The 18,906-nt window shown below is 63.9% G+C and carries 19 protein-coding genes; 6 read left to right on the top strand and 13 right to left on the bottom strand.

The window, feature by feature from the left end; translation table 11 throughout:
- The first annotated feature begins 20 nt into the window (after positions 1 to 20).
- Positions 21 to 2,864, top strand: a complete 2,844-nt coding sequence (locus ACZ5WW_RS15155) for a hypothetical protein (RefSeq protein ID WP_377171676.1) — start codon at positions 21 to 23, stop codon at positions 2,862 to 2,864.
- Between the two features lie 63 nt (positions 2,865 to 2,927).
- Here the strand turns inward: ACZ5WW_RS15155 and ACZ5WW_RS15160 are convergent, their stop codons facing one another.
- On the bottom strand, positions 2,928 to 4,148 hold the full coding sequence (locus tag ACZ5WW_RS15160; RefSeq protein ID WP_377171678.1) for a S16 family serine protease: 1,221 nt from the start codon (positions 4,146 to 4,148) through the stop codon (positions 2,928 to 2,930).
- Positions 4,149 to 4,269: 121 nt separating this feature from the next.
- Between ACZ5WW_RS15160 and pyrE the strand changes: the two genes are divergently transcribed.
- The 5 genes from pyrE to ACZ5WW_RS15185 all read left to right on the top strand — a co-directional run bounded on the left by pyrE (position 4,270) and on the right by ACZ5WW_RS15185 (position 6,535).
- A complete protein-coding gene (gene pyrE, locus ACZ5WW_RS15165) occupies positions 4,270 to 4,839 on the top strand; it encodes an orotate phosphoribosyltransferase (protein ID WP_377171680.1) in 570 nt (189 codons plus the stop codon).
- Between the two features lie 148 nt (positions 4,840 to 4,987).
- Complete coding sequence (locus tag ACZ5WW_RS15170; protein WP_377171682.1) at positions 4,988 to 5,170, top strand: hypothetical protein; 183 nt, start codon at positions 4,988 to 4,990, stop codon at positions 5,168 to 5,170.
- Positions 5,171 to 5,302: 132 nt separating this feature from the next.
- Positions 5,303 to 5,965, top strand: coding sequence for a hypothetical protein (locus ACZ5WW_RS15175; protein ID WP_377171684.1), 663 nt, complete (start codon positions 5,303 to 5,305; stop codon positions 5,963 to 5,965).
- A gap of 31 nt (positions 5,966 to 5,996) precedes the next feature.
- On the top strand, positions 5,997 to 6,203 hold the full coding sequence (locus ACZ5WW_RS15180) for a hypothetical protein (protein ID WP_377171686.1): 207 nt from the start codon (positions 5,997 to 5,999) through the stop codon (positions 6,201 to 6,203).
- An 8-nt stretch (positions 6,204 to 6,211) separates the two neighbouring features.
- Complete coding sequence (locus ACZ5WW_RS15185; RefSeq protein WP_377171688.1) at positions 6,212 to 6,535, top strand: hypothetical protein; 324 nt, start codon at positions 6,212 to 6,214, stop codon at positions 6,533 to 6,535.
- Positions 6,536 to 7,257: 722 nt separating this feature from the next.
- Here the strand turns inward: ACZ5WW_RS15185 and ACZ5WW_RS15190 are convergent.
- The 12 genes from ACZ5WW_RS15190 to ACZ5WW_RS15245 all read right to left on the bottom strand — a co-directional run bounded on the left by ACZ5WW_RS15190 (position 7,258) and on the right by ACZ5WW_RS15245 (position 18,662).
- Positions 7,258 to 8,277 (bottom strand): sialidase family protein, encoded by a 1,020-nt coding sequence (locus tag ACZ5WW_RS15190; RefSeq protein WP_377171690.1) that lies wholly within the window; start codon positions 8,275 to 8,277, stop codon positions 7,258 to 7,260.
- A 35-nt stretch (positions 8,278 to 8,312) separates the two neighbouring features.
- On the bottom strand, positions 8,313 to 8,795 hold the full coding sequence (locus ACZ5WW_RS15195) for a DUF2059 domain-containing protein (protein ID WP_377171692.1): 483 nt from the start codon (positions 8,793 to 8,795) through the stop codon (positions 8,313 to 8,315).
- A 69-nt stretch (positions 8,796 to 8,864) separates the two neighbouring features.
- The gene (locus tag ACZ5WW_RS15200) at positions 8,865 to 9,569 is read right to left on the bottom strand and encodes a hypothetical protein (RefSeq protein ID WP_377171694.1); all 705 of its coding nucleotides are present in this window, start codon (positions 9,567 to 9,569) and stop codon (positions 8,865 to 8,867) included.
- Positions 9,570 to 9,770: 201 nt separating this feature from the next.
- On the bottom strand, positions 9,771 to 11,891 hold the full coding sequence (locus tag ACZ5WW_RS15205; protein ID WP_377171696.1) for a TonB-dependent receptor family protein: 2,121 nt from the start codon (positions 11,889 to 11,891) through the stop codon (positions 9,771 to 9,773).
- A 121-nt stretch (positions 11,892 to 12,012) separates the two neighbouring features.
- Positions 12,013 to 12,432: a hypothetical protein gene (locus ACZ5WW_RS15210; RefSeq protein WP_377171698.1), complete on the bottom strand. Its 420-nt coding sequence runs from the start codon at positions 12,430 to 12,432 to the stop codon at positions 12,013 to 12,015.
- A gap of 50 nt (positions 12,433 to 12,482) precedes the next feature.
- Positions 12,483 to 12,803: a hypothetical protein gene (locus ACZ5WW_RS15215; RefSeq protein ID WP_377171700.1), complete on the bottom strand. Its 321-nt coding sequence runs from the start codon at positions 12,801 to 12,803 to the stop codon at positions 12,483 to 12,485.
- Between the two features lie 21 nt (positions 12,804 to 12,824).
- Positions 12,825 to 13,562, bottom strand: a complete 738-nt coding sequence (locus tag ACZ5WW_RS15220; RefSeq protein WP_377171702.1) for an SCO family protein — start codon at positions 13,560 to 13,562, stop codon at positions 12,825 to 12,827.
- A 4-nt stretch (positions 13,563 to 13,566) separates the two neighbouring features.
- Positions 13,567 to 14,040: a c-type cytochrome gene (locus ACZ5WW_RS15225; RefSeq protein WP_377171704.1), complete on the bottom strand. Its 474-nt coding sequence runs from the start codon at positions 14,038 to 14,040 to the stop codon at positions 13,567 to 13,569.
- 149 nt (positions 14,041 to 14,189) lie between these two features.
- Positions 14,190 to 14,615 carry a hypothetical protein gene (locus ACZ5WW_RS15230; protein WP_377171706.1) on the bottom strand — a complete coding sequence of 142 codons (426 nt, stop codon included), beginning with the start codon at positions 14,613 to 14,615 and terminating at the stop codon, positions 14,190 to 14,192.
- A 119-nt stretch (positions 14,616 to 14,734) separates the two neighbouring features.
- A complete protein-coding gene (locus ACZ5WW_RS15235) occupies positions 14,735 to 15,517 on the bottom strand; it encodes a hypothetical protein (RefSeq protein WP_377171708.1) in 783 nt (260 codons plus the stop codon).
- A gap of 30 nt (positions 15,518 to 15,547) precedes the next feature.
- Positions 15,548 to 17,266: an LptF/LptG family permease gene (locus ACZ5WW_RS15240; protein ID WP_377171710.1), complete on the bottom strand. Its 1,719-nt coding sequence runs from the start codon at positions 17,264 to 17,266 to the stop codon at positions 15,548 to 15,550.
- Positions 17,267 to 17,399: 133 nt separating this feature from the next.
- Positions 17,400 to 18,662: an outer membrane protein assembly factor BamB family protein gene (locus ACZ5WW_RS15245; protein ID WP_377171712.1), complete on the bottom strand. Its 1,263-nt coding sequence runs from the start codon at positions 18,660 to 18,662 to the stop codon at positions 17,400 to 17,402.
- Between the last annotated feature and the right edge of the window lie 244 nt (positions 18,663 to 18,906).

The raw sequence follows: 18,906 nt of genomic DNA on the forward strand, positions 1-18,906 counted from the left end.
GCGGCGTGCGTTCTTTGCGCATGTCACGCTGCTTTCTCTTTCTGCTGCTCGCCGTCACATGCCATGCCCAGATGGCCAACCGCCCGCCGGTGCCGCAGTGGCTGGCGGCACCTGAGGGCGGCACGACCTTTACCCACGCGGTGAAGCACGAGGGCAAGCTGCTCAAGGCCGTGCTGCTGACTGCGAGCGATGCCGCTGTGGAGATCGTGCTCGATGGCAAAACCATCGCCGCTCTGAAAGCCGCCGAGACGGCCACCGGCACGGACCTCACCCAGCAGCTCAGCGATGGGAAGGCGCACGAGCTGGGCCTGCGCGTGCCGGGCAGGGCCAAGGCCGCCGCGCTGCTGGAGCTCAATGGCGATCTCGCGGCGGTGCGCTGGATCGTGAGCGATGACTCCTGGCAAAACGCGGTGGTGGCCGGTGCCACGGATGCGGATGCCACGAAGAACCCCTTCGACTTGAAGAAGACCTTTGATGCCTACAACTCCTGGCAGCTCGCCAAACCGGGCGCGCAGAATCAGGCCACCGATCCCGCCACGCTGACACTGCCGCCGGGTTTCAAGGCGGAGCTGATCCGCTCCGCACAGCCGGGGGAAGACTCATGGGTTTCGATGGCCTTCGATCCGCAGGGACGCATCACGCTGGGCAAAGAGAAGAAGGGTCTGCTGCGCCTGACGCTGAGCGGCAGCGGCGATCAGAAAATGGAAGTGATCGACGACGAGCTGCTGGAGTGTCGCGGCCTGCTGTATGCGCACGGCTCGCTCTTCGCAAATGCCAACAACACCAAGGCACTCTTCCGCCTGACCGACGCGGATGGAGATGGCACCTTTGAAAAACGCCAGGAACTCATTCGCACCGAAGGCGGCGTGGGTCATGGCCGCAATCACATCAAGCTCGGCCCGGATGGCGACATCTACGTGGCCCATGGCAACAACGTGCTGCTGCCGAAGAACCTCGACCCCGACTCACCGCTGCGAAACTACGCGCCTGATCAGCTCATCCCGAACCCGTGGGACGGCAGCATGTTCGACGGCAACGTGGAGCTCCCCGCCGGCCACATCCTGCGCGTGAAGCCGGACGGCAGCAAGATCACGCTGATAGCCGGAGGTTTGCGCAACCCGCTCGACATCGCTTTCAATTCACGCGGCGATCTCTTCACCTTCGATGCGGACATGGAGCGTGACGTGGGCACGCCGTGGTACATGCCGACGCGGGTGCTGCAGATTGTTCCCGGAGGTGATTATGGATGGCGACGCGGCACAGGACGTTATCCTGCGTGGTATGCGGACACGCTGCCGAGTGTGATCGACATTGGTCTGTCTTCGCCCACGGGGATTTATTTTGGGTATGGATCTGACTTTCCGCAGAAGTATCGTGAGGCGCTCTACATTCTCGACTGGAGCTATGGGCGGATCATCGCGGTGCATTTGAAACAGGGCGTGGCCACCTACGCCGCCGAGCAGGAGACTTTCATCTCCGGAAGGCCCCTCAACGTCACAGACGGCTGCATCGGACCCGATGGCGCGATGTGGTTCATCACCGGAGGGCGTGGCACGCAGAGCGGGCTGTATCGTGTGTACTGGGCTGGCACGAAACCATCTCTTGTAGGAATGCGCGACCGCATTTTCCGCCACTCTTCCGGCCCTGAGCAATATGCGGACGCCATACGCGAAAGAAACGTGGATGGGGGATGGACACCAGACCTCTCCTTTACTTTTCGCTGCATGGAGTCACCTGATCGTTTTGTGACCAACGCCGCACGTCTGGACCTGGAAAGGTCCGATCCTGTCCTTTGGAGAGAGCGTGCCTTGGCTGGGAAGAGCATGCATGCCCTTTTGGCTCTCGCACGGACAGGAGATAAAAACGATCTGCCCTCCATTCTCGATGCGGTGATGAAAGCCGCGCCTTCGCCCACGCTGGATGCGCTGCGTGTCATCGCTGTTGCCATCGCGCGGCACGGCGCACCGGATGAAGCGCATCATCAGAAGCTCATGGAATGGGCGGTGTATCCGCGTGATGACGTTTTTCTCAACCGCGAACTCTGCCGCCTGCTTGTTTACCTTCACTCTCCGAAGGTCATCGAGAAAACGATGCCTCTCCTCCAAGCGGCTACCACCTCCGAAGACCTGCTCTACTACCCCTTCATGCTGCGCTATCTCAAAGACGGCTGGACGCTGGAGCAGCGGAAGATCGCGTTTGAGGCGCTGAACAAGGCGGAGAAAATGAACGGGGCCTCCACCTTCTTCAAAGCGATCAGCGACACGCGCAGCGAGCTGGCCGCCGCGCTGAAGCCGGAGGAGGCCACGCAGCTCGCGGCGGTGATCTCGCCGGCGAAGCCTGCGGTGCTTTCCGCGCATGCGCTGCCCGGACACTCCTTCAAGAACTGGACGCTGGAGGACCTGACGCCGCTGCTGGCGAAGATGGATGCCAAGACGCGCAGCCGCGAGAGCGCGAAGGATGCGCTCATCCGTGCGCAGTGCGTGTTCTGCCACAAGGTGAGCAATGACCCCGCACTGCCCGCAGGCGTCTTCGGCCCGGACCTGGTGCAGGTGTCCGCACGCTTCAACCGCCGCGACCTGCTGGACCACATCTTGAACCCTTCCAAGTTCATCGACGAAAAATTCCGCTACGTGACGGTGAAGACCAGCGATGGCAAAACGATCACCGGCAGCCTGGAGAGCGAGGACGATGAGCGCGTGGTGCTGAGGCCCAATCCGCTCGCGCCCGAGAAGAGCGAGATCGCGAAGGCCATGATCAAGGAGCGCAGCGTGTCGGAGATTTCGCCGATGCCGCAGGGACTGCTCAATGCGCTGAAGGCGGAGCAGATCCTGGACCTGCTGGCGTGGTTTGAGACGCTGCGGTGAGCGAAGAGGGCAGGGGGGCCTCCGTAAAACGGAACGCGGCGGACCGGCCCTGAAGCCACGGGCTTACAGCCCCAGCTCCTCGCGCACCTGGGCGTCATTGATCAGCTTGTCATACGCGGCCTTGGTGGCGGCAGCGGCCTTGTTGGCCTTGCTGACGAGGTCCACGTAGCGGGCGCCGGAGCGCACGGGATTGAGCAGCGCTCCGCGGATGACCTCGCCGTAGGCCACCATGCCGTCCACGTAGGGCCACACGCGTGCATCCAGGCTGGGGCGGAGCTGGCGAAGCTTGTTGAGGCTGCTGCCCAGCTCGTCTCCCTTGAGGCTGGAGACATTGGAGTCCACGTCATGGTCGATGGAGGAGACGAGCGAGTCGGCGCTGCTCTGCGCGGCCTCGATGGAGCCACCGATGGAGAGCGTGCGCGGCGCACGACCCTGCAGGTAGAGCAGCAGGTACTTGGCGGAGTAGCAGTTCGGTGCGGCCGTCAGCAGCGCCTGCAGCCGCTGGGCGGCATGCGGGGTGCGCAGCAGCGGCAGGATCTGGCGCGGATCCCGCATCATCACCGCGCGCATGTTGTCAAAGTCCGTCAGCGCATTTTGCAGCGCCTGCGGCCGCTCCGTGCCGGCCAGCAGCATGGCGTCGTCAAAGGTCTTGATGCCAAAGACGGTGATGCCCACCAGTGGGGCGGGCCCTTCCAGCACCAGGATGTCCGCCACCGACTTTTCATTCTTCACCGGCACGCCCACGATCTTGCACGCGCCCTTGGTGGCGCCGCGGATCTTGGCCTGCACACCGCCGATGGGCTGCACACTGCCGTCCGCGTTCATGTCTCCCGTCACAGCAAAGGCAGGGTCCCATTTCCTGCCGGTGATGGCAGCCTCCAGCAGCAGGGCGCAGGCCACGGCGGCGGAGGGGCCGTCCTTGCCGATGTATTTGTCCTCAAAGCCGATCTCCAGCGAATGCCCCAGCGGCCAGCCACCATGGCGGAGCTGGGAGAATTTGCTCACCTCGTTGAGCGCCTTGCCCATGCTGTCTCCCACTTCCTGGTTGAACTTGAGCGTGGAGGGGGACTCTCCCAGCGAAGGCAGCGCGGTCAGGCTCATGCGCGTGACCTGCCCGGCCTCTCCGCCCGAGGAGAGCTGGGAGATCAGCAGCCCGTTCACCTGGTTGATGCGGGACTTGAAGGCCATCCCCTCAGCGCCTGGAGCACCCGTGGTGGACTGCGCCCTGCAAGAGATCACGAGGCAAAAGAACAGATAAATACCTCCGCAAATACGTGTTTTCATTGAAAGCAATGTGCGAAAAATTCTTGGAAAACGCAACCTCAACCAAATCTGCCCGCAGAAAAACATTCGCCGCCTTACAGTCGCCCCTTGTCTTCCACGGTCCTCAATTCTAAATCGCCCCATGTCCATCGAGCAAGACCGCGAAGAACTCCGCCAGATCCTCAAAGCCAAGTCCGTCAAGACAGGCAAATTCACCCTCGCCTCCGGCCAGGAGAGCGATCTCTACGTGGACTGCCGCGTGACCACCCTGGACGCACGCGGTGCCGTGCTGGTGGGCCGGGTGCTGCATGACCTGCTGCGCAAAGAGGAAGCCAGGCGCGGTCTGAGCATCGGCTCCCTCGGCGGCCTCACCATGGGCGCGGACCCGCTCACCCTCGCAGTGGCCATGAGCTCCAGCATCGCTGGCGACACGCCGCCGGTGCAGGCCTTTGTGGTGCGCAAGGAGGCCAAGGGCCACGGCCGCGGCAAGCGCATCGAGGGCAATTTCATCACCGAGCAGCCCGTGGTCGTCGTCGATGACGTCATCACCACCGGCGGCTCCACGCTCAAGGCCATCGAAGCCATCGAAGCCGAAGGCGGCAAGGTGGCCTTTGCCCTGATCCTGGTGGACCGCTCCGAAGGCGGCCGTGCCGCCATCGAGGAAAAAGGCTACCCCGTGGTCGCCGCGTTCACGCGCGCGGATCTGGTGTAGTACGACAGGCACTCCTGCCTGTCGGTCAGCGCCTTCGGTGCCCCCTGAGTCCCCGAGTCATGGACCGTGTGCTGCTCCTCCTCACCACCTCCTGCCTCCACCGGAGCAAAGTGGTCTTTGAGCACGACACCTCACGGGCCGCGATACCATGACCTACCGTGGAAAGGCCATCTCCCCGGAGGAGCTCTTTGAGCTGGGGGAAAAGACGGACTTTGGCAAAACCGACCTCATCCTGAAAACAGACGGCACCACACAGAAGCTCGACTTCAAAGCCTGGCACACCGGCATGCGGCTGATCCCGGCGGTGATGCAGGGAGAGGCGGTGGAGTGAGCCGCCTTTGGCGAGAGCCGCTTTCCCCCCTTGCACTCCGTGCACGCTGGCGCAGCATCTCCTACACGCCATGCACGACTTCGCATCCATCGACATCCCGCCGCATGGCAGGTCAGTTTTATGCGTGGAACCATGAAGCGACGCATAAGCATCCTCGCAGGTCTCACGCTGCTCACGGTGTTCACCGACTATGTCAGCGGGCGCTGGGCTATCCTCTTCCTCATACCGCCGATGCTCTTTCCGGCCTTCCTGACTTTGCTGGCCGCAGTGTGGGTGCTGCTGCCCTGCCGGGATGGCGGGCCTTTCTGGAAGCGATGGGCGCTGCGCATCGCCGCCATGGCCGCGTGCTGGGGGCTCCTGCGCCTGCCCTCGTACCTCGAGGAGGATGACGACTACTTCAAAATGGGCCGCCGTGCGCACATCCGCTCCACGTTCACTCCCATGGTGATTGCGGAGCTGCGCGCCGCAGCGGCAAAACTGACCGCGAGACAGGGCAAGATCGGCGGAGTGGAGCTCTCGGAATCGGATCTCCCTCCGGCGGTCGGTGGCACCCTTTGGGGAATGCCCGGATATGCAGCCTGCAGCTTCAGCAAGGAGGGCAGGCTTTCCTCCGTGCGGCTGGTCTGGGGCGGGTCGCTCATCGGCCGTCACGGGCTGGTCATTTCGGATGAAGAGATTCCGTTCCGTGGAGACGGCTTCCATGGCGGTGGCAAAGATGGCCATGAGGAAGTGTACTACCCGGAGCGCTACTACCCGCTCTACCCAGGGGCTTACATTTACCTCGACGAAAATTGAGCCGCCCCCTTATCTTCCACCCCCACCTGCCATGACCTACCCCGAATTCAAAGCCGCCATCCAGCAGCATCTGCGGCGCAGCCGTGCTGGCGCCACCTGGGTGGAGCTGCGGGATAAACTCGGCCTGCCCTACGAGCGCGCCTGCCCGGAGTGGACACGGCGGCTGGATGAAGACATCGGCCTGGTGCGGCGCAAGGGCTCGGGACGTGCCCTGGTGTGGGGTCTGGAGAGGCGCTGAGGGCTGCCGTGCCTTCATTCCCTGCCCGTGCGGATTTGGCGCTGGACTCCGCCGCCAGCAGGCCTCAGCATCGGGCCATGATGACAGGGCTGTTTTTACTTCTGGTGGGCATCACGCCCTTCGTGCTGGCAGTTTATGGCAGGCGCTTGCTGGGAAACCAGACACACCCCGCCGCGCTCTTCATCCTGGCATGGATGGCGGCCGCCTTTTTGCTCGGTGCCACCGAGGTGACTCACCTGCCCGTGGGAGCGGTGTCCTTTGCGTGGGTGCTCATCTGCTTTGGGCTGGTGGCGCTGGTGCGCAAGCTCAGAGCCGGAGCGGGCAAGGCCTGAGCCCCCGTCCTGCTCTCAGTTCATCCAGGCATGCAAGGCGAAGGACGCCTTTTCCATAGAGCCTGGTGCTCCATCGGGTTTTTCATGTCACGGATGTTCGAGGGGGCTGTTCTACGATTTCCTCGGGTCTGAGGAACTGGTGGCGCATGAGGACGGCGAGCTCCCAGCTCCTGCTTCAGAAACTCATGTGAGCCGATGATCTCCTGCCCGAAGCCATGGAAGCCGCATGGTCTGAAGACTGGTGCATGGCAGGCCTGCCTGCTCCTCCGGCACGGCCTCTCCCGCGCCCCTTGAGGGCGCGCTGGAGAAGAGGGGCGTGTGTGTGGAGACCCAGGGCTTGTCGCTGCGCGAGGGCACCCTGGGCCGACTCCTCCGCACCTTTGGTGCGGCCTGGGTCTCTGGCTTGGCTGTAAGCTGGCCGCGTCTGACAGGCAGGGCAGCCCACGCTCTTCATCGAATTCCTCCTCTCCGCGCTTTTGCAGGCTCTACGAGAAACCCGACCGGCCAAGTCAAAGCCTTGCCCAGGTGTCTGGGAACGAAGCCCACCAGCGCACTGGAGTGCATGAAAAAGCTGGGGCGTTCCCACCGGCGCAGCGGCGCGTAAGGGCTCAGGATGATCCCTCTCCTGCCGGAGAGGCTCGGCTGTTTTTGCAGATCGTGGGCACCAAGGGCGGCTGGCTGAGGACAGCAAGCCCTGCCTAGGGCTGGGATGCCGCTCTCCGCTACTTCACCTTAACCTGCGCGTAGTAGATCGCGGCCTTGCCTTCGTGGCTGGAGTAGTAGGTCACGTGCAGGAGGTCGTCGTGCCAGTAGAGGCCGGGATAGGAGCAGTCGCCGCCGCTGGGGAGCTCGAGCAGGGGCGTCATGCCGGTGGCGGTCATGGCAAAGAGCACCATGTGCGGGCCGGGGGTGGCGCCAAAGCCGCGTGAGCCAGCGATGAGCTTGCCGTCAGGGAGCTCGATGAAGTTCGGTCCGCCGAGGGGCAGGCCGGTGGCGGCCCAGGTCCATTCGCGGTAAGGGGGTTGGGCTCTGCCGATGACGCCTTTGCGGTCCGCACCCTGACGGGAGACGAGAGCGAGGGCGCTGCCGTCTTTGAGAAAGCGCAGGGTGGTCTCTCCGGGCTGGCCGGGCACCTGCATGATGGAGGAGAGCTGCCAGACGCTGCCGTCCACGCTGGTGTAGGTCTTGAGCGAGAATTCCTTTTCCGGGGCGGGGCCGCCGGAGCTGGGGTGGATGTTGAAGCTGGCGCCGTAAAAGCGTTTGTCTGCGGGGTTGATGGTGGCGCGCCAGAGCCAGTCGCCTTTGGCGAGCAGCTTTTGCAGCGGGGTCCAGACTTTGCCGTCCATGGTGGTGGCGTAGCGGGGCTGGCGGCCCTGCGTGGGGGAAACGCCTTCACAGAGGAGGTAGAGGCGTTTTTCGTCCGGGGTGACGATGATCTTGGGGTCGCGCAGGTCGGTGCCGGGCTCGCTGACGGTGGTCTGCTCCACCCAGGTCTTGCCGTTGGCGGAGACGAGGAGGCGGATGGTGCCGTCTCCTTTGGTGGCGGACTCAGCCTCGCGGAAGCAGCAGTAGAAGAGGTTCTGATAGCGCGTGATGTCCGTGGCGCTGCTGTGCGGGGCCTGGTCCCAGATCTTGGCCACGGAGACGAGCTCGGCCGCTGGGGCCTGCGCACGCAGGAGGCTGGTGCTGGCAAAGAGGAGGAGCAGGCTGGCGGCTGGGGCGGTGAGCTGGCGTGGGATCATGGCGCAGTAAACGTGCGGGGCCGGGCGGGTCTATGCTATTTGGTCATCTCTGCCTGCATGATCTGCATGATCTGCGGCATGAGCACCTTCATCTTGTCCTGTGCCAGCTTGAACATGTCTCCGGCCATGACGAGCTGCTTGTCAAAGATGAGCTGGCCGGTGGGGGTGTCCATGAGCTTCACGATGTCCTGCGCCTGGGCTTCGGTGAAGTTTTTGCCGTAGATGGCGATGATCTCGGGCTTGAGCTTTTCCCAGCCCATCTGCTCCATCATGGCGGCCTTCACCTTTTCCATGCCGCTGGCAAATTTCTGCTGCTGCTCCTGGGGCATGGACTTGATCTGGTCCGAGTTCGCGCCCATGCCGGTCTCAAAGCCAAGGGTGAGGTTGTTTTCAAACTGCTTCTGCACCTTCATGACGACGAGCAGCTTTTCGATGGCTGCCTGATGGGAGGGGGTTAGGTCTGCGTGTGCGGTGCTGAGGCAGAGAGCGAACGTGGCGAGGATCAGGATATTTTTCATGGCTATGAGTCCCGTTTTTAACCCATCACCCGAAAAAGGTGAAGGCTAAAAACGGGCTTGTTTTATAATTCACCGTTTCTTTGGCCGGGTGGCAAAGAAGAGCGCCACCCCGAGGCAGGCGACGAGGAAGATGCCAAAGGTCACCACGGTGAGCACGAGGTCGCGCGTGTCCTTGTCCGGGATGAAGCCGAGCTTGTGGAAATTGGTGAACACGGTGGCCTCAAACTGCCGCTGCCTGTCGGTGTGGCGCGTGACGCTGCCGGTGGTGGTGGAGACGTACACGCGGGTGTCCAGCGCGTCGCCGGCATCAAAGCGGTACACCGGGAGGATGCGGAAGATGTTGATGTACTCGGTGTTGAAGGCGGTGAGAAAGTCCGTCTTTTTCACGGCGGCTCCGGCGAGGAATTTGGTCGCGATCTCGGCGGCGTAGGCCTCATCCATGGCAGGGTCCACGCGGCCGTCCACGGCGCTGACGTACTGCGGCGCGCGGGAGGTGGTGGTGTAGATCTGGTACCAGGGCTGGCCGCCGATGCCGCGCAGGTTCACGGCCTGCACTTCGGGCTTGTCGCCACCCAGTTTCCCCACGGCCTCCGCCACGCTGAGCCGGATGGCGGCCACATCCATGCCGCCGCCGGAGGGCTTCGCCTGGGGCGGAGGAGCCTGCGTACGGGTCATGACGTTGTGCAGCACGCCGCTGCCGGAGGCGAGCAGGACGGAGACGCTGAAGACGAGGCCGAGCCAGCGGTGGAGTTTGCGGATGAGGCGTGAGTTCATGGGGGGAGAGAGGACTGGGAGGGATGTTGGGATGCTTGGTCGTAGGTTGGGTGTGTTTGGCGGATGGTGCTTTCTTAATCATCGGAAGGCTGCTCCGCCAAACCGCCCGACTCTGGGAGGTGTTCGCAGGCCGGCGTGCTTGCCACGCGCTGAGAGACGGGCGGGCTTTCGCCACACCAGTCCTACGATTCGGAAAGGCGCTTACCACTTCCACTCGATGCCGCCGTAGAAGCTGCGGCCGTCGCCAGGGAGAAAGACAGCGGGGGAAGTGGTGGCGTTGGTGACGACGTTCACGGTGGGGCTGTAGATCTCGTTGGTCAGGTTGCGCGCCTCAAAGAAGAAGGAGAAGCCCTTCTTGGTTCGGTAGCCGAATTTCATGCCCAGCAGCGCATACGGATCGGCAAAGGTGGTGCGTGCCAGGTCGGCGGCATAGCTGAAGGGGGACCACTCCAGCGTGGGCCCCACGTAAAAGCCGCAGGGGTGCTCATAGAGCAGCTGCGCACGGTAGTACACCGGGGAGTAGCCCGGCAGCAGGCGGCTGCCGTAGGCGGCGCTCTTGTCAAAGCTGAAGTTGTTCCAGAGGAAGTTCTGGTTCAGCACCAGGCGGTCGGAGGAGATCGCCAGATTGCGCAGCACGTCCACATTCAGGCCGAATTCGACGCCCTGGTGGATCGTCTTGCCGGCATTCACGGTGGTGGTGGGGGTCAGGATGGGGGAGCCCAGGCCGAGGAGCTCGCGCTCCACCCACGCGTAGTAGTAGCTGAAGTCCCAGCTCACGCGGTCGCGCTGGCCGCGGGTACCGATCTCCAGCGTGGTGGCGGTCTGCGGCTTGAGCTGCAGCAGGCCGGTGCCTGCGGGCGTGGCCTCTCCCAGGGTGGGGGGCTCAAAGCTGCGGCTGGCGTTGAAGTAGATCTGCGTCTTGGGGTCCACCTCATACAGCAGGCCCAGCTTGGGGCTGAAGCCCCAGGCCTCCAGGCGGTCGCTGTTGTTCAGGGTGTTGGGCAGGCCGGTGAACTGGCCGGGAGGGTTCACGCCGGGAAAGGCCTGCAGCTCGTCCAGCTCGCGGGAGGCATAGGCCACCTGCGCGCCGGCGATGAAGGAGAGCTTCTCCGTGAGCTGGAGCTTGTCCTGAAAGTAGAGGTTGAAGTTCGTGGCCTGCAGGCGGTAGGCGGCCACCTGCGCGCCGCGTGTGCCGTTGATGTTGAAGAAGCGGTTGTCATTCGTGCCGCCCCACATGAAGCCCGTGCCCACGGTGAAGGTGTTTTCACGCCCCAGCACGCTGCCTTTGTGCTCGTAGCGCAGGTCAAAGCCCAGGTCGTTGCTCAGCTGGTCGATCACCTGGAAGATCGGGTGGTTCAGGTCCTTCCAGCTCCAGAAGGCGCTGAAGGTGATCGTGTTGTCCCCGCCGTCCGTGTAGGTGGTCTTGTTGGCCAGGCGGAAGAGGCGGTAGTTGCGCTCCTGGTAGCCTGCGCCTCCCGCCACGGTGGGCCGAAAGGAGCCCGGCGCGGCCTGCTGCGGATTGTTGTTCATCTGCGCCTTGGTCAGGTTTCCGGGGAGCTGGGAGTTGCTGTCCACGTAGGTGATGTAGAAGCGGTTCTCCAGGTTCGGGCTGATCTTGGTGCCGATGTTTGCAAACACGCGGAAGCTCTCCTGCTTGCTCCAGTCGCGGAAGCCGTCGGTATGGGAGGCGGTGATGCTCACATACATGTCCGTGTTTCCACTCACAAAGCCGGAGGAGATCTGCGCGCGGTACGTGTTGAAGCTGCCCACCTCCACGCGTGCCTGCGCGGGGGGTGCGGTGTAGCCCGTGTTGGAGATGAAGTTCACCGCGCCGCCCAGCGTGGCGGAACCGTGCTGCAGCGCGTTCGCCCCGCGAAAGACCTCGATGTAGCTGGCCGCCAGCGGCTCGATGGCCTGCATGTCAAAGCCGCCGTCCGCCAGGTTCAGCGGCATGCCATCCTGCATCATCCAGATGCCGCGCCCGTGGAAGGTGCGCTGCAAGCCGGAGCCGCGGATGGCGATGCGCGACTCCTCCGCGCCGAAGCGCGACTGGATCAGCACACCGGGCGCAAAGTCCAGTGCGTCCTTCAGCGTGGAGGCACGGCCGCGCTTGTAGAATTCGGCGTCCACCAGGCCGGCGCCGCCGGGCACAGATGCGGCGATCTGTTCCTGGCGCAGCTCCAGGCTGGGTACCGTGAGGGAAGGGGAGTCTTTCCTGGCGGTGATGACGACTTCCTGAAGTTCGGTCGTCGGAGAGGGGGCCGGCTGCGCCAAGGCAGCGCCGGTCAGAGAGAGTACAAAGAGGTAGGAGAAAGGTTTCATGTCAAGGGATGCGGGAGAGGGGCAGCCGCACAGAAGGCGGCATGCGCATGAGGGTGGGCCGGACTTCCAGGTCCGGCGTGTGGTGGAGGGCAGACGGTTTGGGGAAACCGCCCGGCTTGGTTCAGACCTGCCCGCTTCGTGGCGGTGGTGGCTCCGGCATTCCTTTTCGGCTGATCAGCACTTCGCACAGCGGTGCGAATGACAGCAGTTCTCCTGCGGGGGGCAGCAGCGTGGCGGTGCTCACCAGCACGGCATGCAGCCCGCCCTTGGCGGCGTCATCCTGCGGGGCGCTCTGCCTGCCGTCTTCAGAGTCCTGCGCTCCCTCCTTCACCTTCTTGCACAGCTCGCAGGGGTGCTGCCCGTCGAAGGTCTTTTCCACCGCCTCAATCACCGAGCCCTCGCTCGCAAAGCTGAGGAGCATGCCCGTCCAGGCGATGCCCTGCAGCAGCGCCCAGTGCAGGCCCAGCGCCAGGCACAGCACCAGCACGACCCCGCGCTGCGCGGGGCGCAGTGACAACGAACGGCGGGCAGCGGAAAGCATGGCGGGCGATTATTGAGAGGTGGCTGGGCAGCCGCAAGACATGTGTCAGACTATTTTCCCCGCACCAGCTTCAGGCTGCGGATGTCGTACATCTTGGCGTCGTCTCCCAGCGCCTTGACGGCGTCTTCGCGGGTGAGCTTCGCATTGGCGGCGACGATCTCCAGCTTGGGCAGCCCGCCTTTCTCATCGCGCGTGATTTTGACGCTCTGCACGTCGGGCAGCTTCTTCATCGCGGCTTCGACTTTGTTCGTGCAGTGAATGCACATGATGCCCGCGACCTCGCCCTCATAGACGAAGGTCACCGGCTCGTCGGCGGTGCAGGAGGTGGAAAGGAGGAGCAGGCCGAGGAGGAGTGTGAGGAGGTGTTTCATAGGGGTGGATGGGGTGGAGTTTTATTCTGCGGGGTTGTCGAGCAAGCGCCGCACGTCGCGATCAAGCTTTTCGACCATGAGCGCGGCGATCTCTGACTGAGGGTGAAAGACCGAGTAGTAGCCGCGCACGCGGCCCTGGCGGTCGAGGAGCACGAGGCGCAGGTCGTGCTCGTAGAGGTCCAGCGGGTTGATGCGCTTTTCCTCCGGGATGGGTGCCGGTGCCTGGAGCTGCAGGCCATGGGTCATGTAGTCCCAGATGGCCTGCTGCCCGCCGGTGACGAACCACCACGGGTCCTCCCGCTTTGCGCCCACGCCTTCCGCGTAGGCTTTCAGGAAGTCCGTGGTGTCGCGCTCCGGCGCCACCGCCAGTGAGACCAGGTGGAAATCCGGCCGCGTGCGGTAGGCTGCATTGAGCTTCTGCATCTCTGCCACCACTGCGGCGCAGCCGTGCGGGCACACGGTGTAGAGGCAGGCCATGACGGTGACCTTTCCGCGCAGCGCGGAGAGTTTCACCGTCTGCCCGCTGCGCTCGGTGGCCTCCAGGTCGCCCTGGACCTGGGCCACGATGGGCAGCGGCGGCGGTGGGAGCGCGTGCCGGGCATAGCGTCCCAGCACCAGCACGCCCGCCAAGGCCATGCCGATGCCCAGCGTCATGCGCAGCCAGGAGCCGGTGCTGACGCGGAAGTCAGCCCCGGCGGAGTCGTAGCGCACGCCCGGCGGTGGCGGCACCGGTGAGTCTGGAGGTGGGTGGTCCGTCATGGCATTACTCCACCGGGATTTTGAGAATCTCCGCCTCCGTCCACATCGCGCTGCGCGCCTTCTCAGCCTCACGGATGGCCTTCACCTGCTCCGGCGTCACAGCGGCGGCCTTGTTGCCAAAGCTGCTGCGCACATACGTCAGCACATCGGCGATCTGCGTGTCGCTCAGCGCCGCGCCCTGCGGCGGCATGAGCGGCGCAGGAGAGGTGAAGGGCTTGCCATTGAGCGTGATGGGGCCGGTGAAACCATGCAGCACCATGCGGATGAGGCGGTCCGGCTTTGCCGCCGCCACCCAGTCCGAGCCCGCCAGCGGCGGAAACATGCCCGGCAGGCCCAGGCCCGTGGGCTGGTGACAGGCAAAGCAGACCTGCATGTAAACCGCCTGCCCGCGTGAGAGGGAGTCCTGGGCGTGAATGATGGCAGTGAAAGGCAGCACACACGCGGCTGCCAGGAGGGGGAGTTTTGAAAAAAGAGACATGAAAAAAGGAATGAGGAGGGACGCATGAACTGGGGACCTCACACGCCACGGGCGTCCCTTCAGGGCATGGCGGTGCGGATGGGGTAGGGGTGCAGACACGCGGCCAATCAGACGCCTGCGAGTACAGACGGCCTATGCGTGCATGGGGCTCAGCTCAGGGAGCGGAGGCTGCTGCCACGCCGTGGCGGTGGCGTCTCCGGCAGTTCGGTGCGGCTGACCGGCCTTTCGTGCAGTGGCACGAATGAAAAAGTGTCTCCCGCAGGGGCGACCAGGGTCGTCATCTCCACCAGCACGGCGTTGATCTTCTGCATGGACTGCCCCGCCTGCTGCGGCTGCTTGCGGTTGGTGCTGCTGCCTTCCTTCACTTTTTTACAAAGCGGGCAGCCATGCTGACCATCGAAGGTTTTCTGCACCGCCTCCATCACTGTTCCCTCGCTGGCAAAGGATACCAGCATGCCTGCCCACGCGACACCTTGCAGCAAGGCCCAGTGCGCACCGAGTGAGAGACAGACCGCCCCCACAACCACCAGCCGCGCGATTCGCGGCAGCAGCGATGCTTGGGTGCAGAAGGACATGGAGCAAAGTAGGCGTGGGTGGTGCGCAGTGTCAACTGCGCTGCGTCATAGCACCCTCAAGCACCAAAGCTCGTGCCCCGGAGCCTCAGAGGCCGGCCGGCCTCACCAGATCCGTGGTATCACTCCGCCACAGGCTCATCGCCCTCAGCTTCAGCCTCTGAATCAGAATCAACCTCTGCCTCGTCAGCTTCCGGCTCGCTCTCCGTTGCAGAGTCTGTCTCAGGCTCCGCCTCCTCAGCAGCGGGCTCGGCTGCGGCATCAGCCGCAGGTGCGCTCTCCGCAGGTTCGGCAGGCGCAGCGGCGTCCGCCTCGGGCGGCGCAGCTTGCGCATCTGGCGCAGGCACCACGCCGTCCACCGTCAGGGTCACACCCACGGCCTTGGCGGCCGCGGCCGCAGGACCGCCAAAGGCGAGGAGCGTGGCCACCTCGTCCTGCATGTCCGCGATCTCGTCCAGGCGCAGCTCAGGGTCGCGCACGATGAAGATCTCACCGGTCTTCTTGTTTTCGTAAAAGAGCATCTTCGCACCGTCCACCTCCTTCTCCGCCGTCTGCGAGAGCTGGCGTTTGCGCTCCAGCATCAGCGCCAGGATGTAGCGCGCGTTTTCGGTGCGCGGGTCGCCTTCCTCAATGAAGCGCTGCAGCAGCGCCTGCGCACTCTCCTTGGGGGCGATCTCCGGCTTCGCCTCGGCGATGACCTTGCTGTAGATGGTCTTCCATGAGGCCACCGGCTTGCGCAGCTCCTGCTCCTGCGCCCAGGCCTCGGAGCACACGTCGCGCCGCACATAGCCGTTTTCCTCGGGGTCAAAATAGATCGTGGTATGGAAGCTCTCGCCATCCTCAAACGGACGACCGGTGACGGCGCAGGTGTGCGCACGGCTGCGAATGGACCAGTTTTGCTGCATCAGCGATGTTTAAGTTTCAGGATCAGAATTTCAAGCCGCAGGGGCGCTGGGCAGCGGGGCACGGCGGTTGCGCGGGCGCGCGATCTGGGGCTTGGGCTTGGAGAGGCGGAATTTGAAGCTGGGCAGGTCGCGGTTCTGCGAGCGGTAGTGGAACAGGATGAGTCCCAGAGAGCCAAACAGCAGGTGCGGCAGCCACACGGTGAGCCATGGCGGCAGGTGCCCGCCCTTGCCGAGGTTCAGGCACAGATTGTTCATGAACATGTAGATGAAGAAGATGAACACGCTGCCCGCGATGCCCCCCACCGAGCCACGGCGGGAGTACGCCACCCCCAGCGGCGCCGCCACCAGCACCAGCGCCATGGCCTGCCACGGCAGCGCAAAGCGGTGCCACAGGTGCGAGCGGAAAGGAGCCAGCTTGTCGTCTGCCGCCTTCGGGTGTGCCTGCAGGTAGGAGATCAGCTCCGGCACGCTCATGAAATCCGGCCGCAGCGCATAACTCACCAGGCTCCAAGGCGTTTCCTCGATCCCGCCCACCGTCAGCATGCTCTGCCCGTCCGCCCCTTTGGCGAAAGGCCGGATGGAGGCGAGCTTGCCGTCCTGATAGACCATCTCCTTGCCATTGTAGAAACGCCAGCCCGAACGCGGTGACCAGCCCACATCCGGGGCGATGATGGTGCGCAGCGGCCGCCCCTGCTCATCCTCCTCGCGGATCTGCACGCCGTGCATGCGCTCATTACCGCTGCGCATGGAGAAGGGGAAGGTGCCCACGTACCAGGTACGGCGCGTCTGCTCATTGTGAAACATGATGTGGGAGGCCATGATCGAGTCCGCCGCATGCTGGCTCATGCCCCGAAACGCGGCCTCGCGGTTCCCCTCCGCACGTGGCGCCCAGTGGTAGTTGGCCGCCATGTCCAGCGCGCACGCATACACGCTGCACACAAAGATGGGGCGCAGCACCCGGAACAGGCTCCAGCCCGTGCCCAGCATGGAGATGAGCTCGTTCGCCTTCGACATGCGCGTGAGCGCATACAGCACCGCCAGCAGCAGGGCCACCGGCAGCACCTGCGTGTAAACAAACGGGATCATCCCCAGGTAAAAGGTCACCACCCGCACAACGCCAAACTTCGACTCCTGAAAGTCCTTCAGGTTGTCCAGCAGGTCCATGATGATCCACAGCGTGAAGAAGGACACAAAGCAGAACACCAGCGGATGCAGAAAGGTGCGCAGCGTGTAGCGCTCCAGGAGGCCGATGCGCCGGTAGTACTGCAGGGCAAAGGGCACCGAGAGAAACGCCAGCGCCATGAACACGAGCTTGAACGCAAAGGCCAGCGGCACGGGCGGCTCGCCGATCTCCGTCATGTGCGAATGCGCGATGTAGTCCACCAGATCGCTCGCGATGGACCACACGGCCATGGACACGGAGGCGATGCTGGTCGGCAGCATCAGACGGCGCAGGTCTCCCCAGCGCCGCCAGATCACGATCAGCAGCACCGGCACGCCAAGCCTGACCCACAGGTTCAGGTACGGCAGCACCTTGGACAGGATCAGGATGCCCTGCGGCACGTCCACCTGCGCCACCTGGGCCTGCTGCAGCGCGGCATCCACCGCATCATCCGGATGCGTGCGGTGCCACCCCGTCAGCATGGAGATGATCAGGAGAAGGATGGCCACGGCAAAGGAACTCCGCCCCAGATAGGGGAGTTCACGCGCCTTTTGCCAGGCCTGGATCACACGGTTCAGCCACTTCATGCCAGAGAAAGCTTTGAGAGTCGGTTAAAGCCCCCGATGCGTCAAGGCTGCACGGTCTCAGGACCAAAAGAAGAAGCCCGCAGGGGTGACCTGCGGGCTTCGAAAAAACCGGCTCCGGAAGGGCGGGCCGGGCTCAGTTCACGTCCAGGCACACGCCTTCGGTCGTGCTGCGGGCAAAGATCTTGCCATTGGCCAGGATGGGGTAGCTCCACACCTTGCCGTCCAGCACGTCCTTGCGCGCCACTTCCTTGTACTTATCAGGGCTGGCCTCGACGACGACGATCTCTCCCTTGTCGCTGGTGGCGATGATCTTGTCTCCGGCAAGAATGACCTGGCCAGGGCCAAAGCCCTTCTCAGCCCACTTGTCCTCGCCGGTGTGGATGTCCACACAGGCCAGCGGGCCCGCGCCGTATTCCTTGAAGCTGAACATGCCGTAGAGGTAGCCGTCCTTCACCACCGGGGTGCTCCAGTGGTTGAAGCACTGGTTTTCACGGCGCCAGATCTGCGTGGCCTCCAGCTTGCTGCCGCTCTTGGTGATCTTGAACGCACCCGCGCCCACGCCGTAGCCGGCGGAGCAGTACACGATGTCCTGATACACCACCGGAGAGGCGGCCGTGCTCACCTTGTAGGGGAAGGGCGCGCGCCAGAGCACGCTGCCTTTTTGCGGATCGACGGCCACAAGGCCTGTCTGCGTGAAGAAGATGGCCTGGTGCACGCCCAGGATGTCTGCCAGCACGGGGGTGGCGTGGGTCATCTTGTCGTCCTCGCCCTTCCACACCACCTTGCCGGTGTTTTTGTCCAGGCCCAGCAGCGCCTCGCCCGCACCGCCGCCGGCCAGCAGCAGCACATCGCCATCGATCACCGGAGACGCGGCGTTTTCCCATTTGATCTGCACGCCGGCGTTTTCCTTCATCACGTCGTGCTTCCACACTTCCTTGCCCGTGGCTGCGTCAAAGCAGAACACGCCCAGCATGGAGTCGATGGCATAGACTTTGCCGCCATTCACCACCGGCGTGGAGCGCGAGCCGTCTCCGCCTTTGTTGTCCGGCGTGCCGGAGTCACCGCCACCGGTGTATTTGGGCACAATGCTCAGCGGCTTGCTCCACAGCTCCTTGCCAGTCTTTTCATCCAGGCAGGCCAGCATTTCGCCGCTGTTGCCATCGCTCTCGCCAGTGACGAGCGTGTACACCTTGCCCCCCGCCACGGCGAAGGAGCTGAAGCCGAGATTGGTAGGAGACTTCCAGACCTGCTTGAGGCTCCATTTGGCGTTGGCCAGGGCGGGGACGATGCCGTTGCCCGAAGGCCCGCGGAAGGTGCCCCAGTCGGTGGAATCAGCGGAGAAGACGGTCGTGGCCATGGCCAGACCAAGTACGGTGGTGATGTGGGTGCGTGTCATGCGAGGGAAAAATGAACGGGTGAGGTGGTGCGGCTCTATCGCACAGCATCGTCACAGGGATGAACGCGGCTGCGGAAGATTTTGCATTAAACCGCGAACGCGCGGGAATGTCCACGATGGAAAGGAGCGCAGCGCAGCGCATGTCCGGTCGTAGGGCGGGTGTGGCGGCAGCCCGCCCGTCCATGAGCGTACCCGCAAACACTGAAGCCTCGCGAAAGTCATCGCAGTCGGGCGGTTTGGCGAA

The organism is Prosthecobacter fluviatilis (assembly GCF_055388355.1).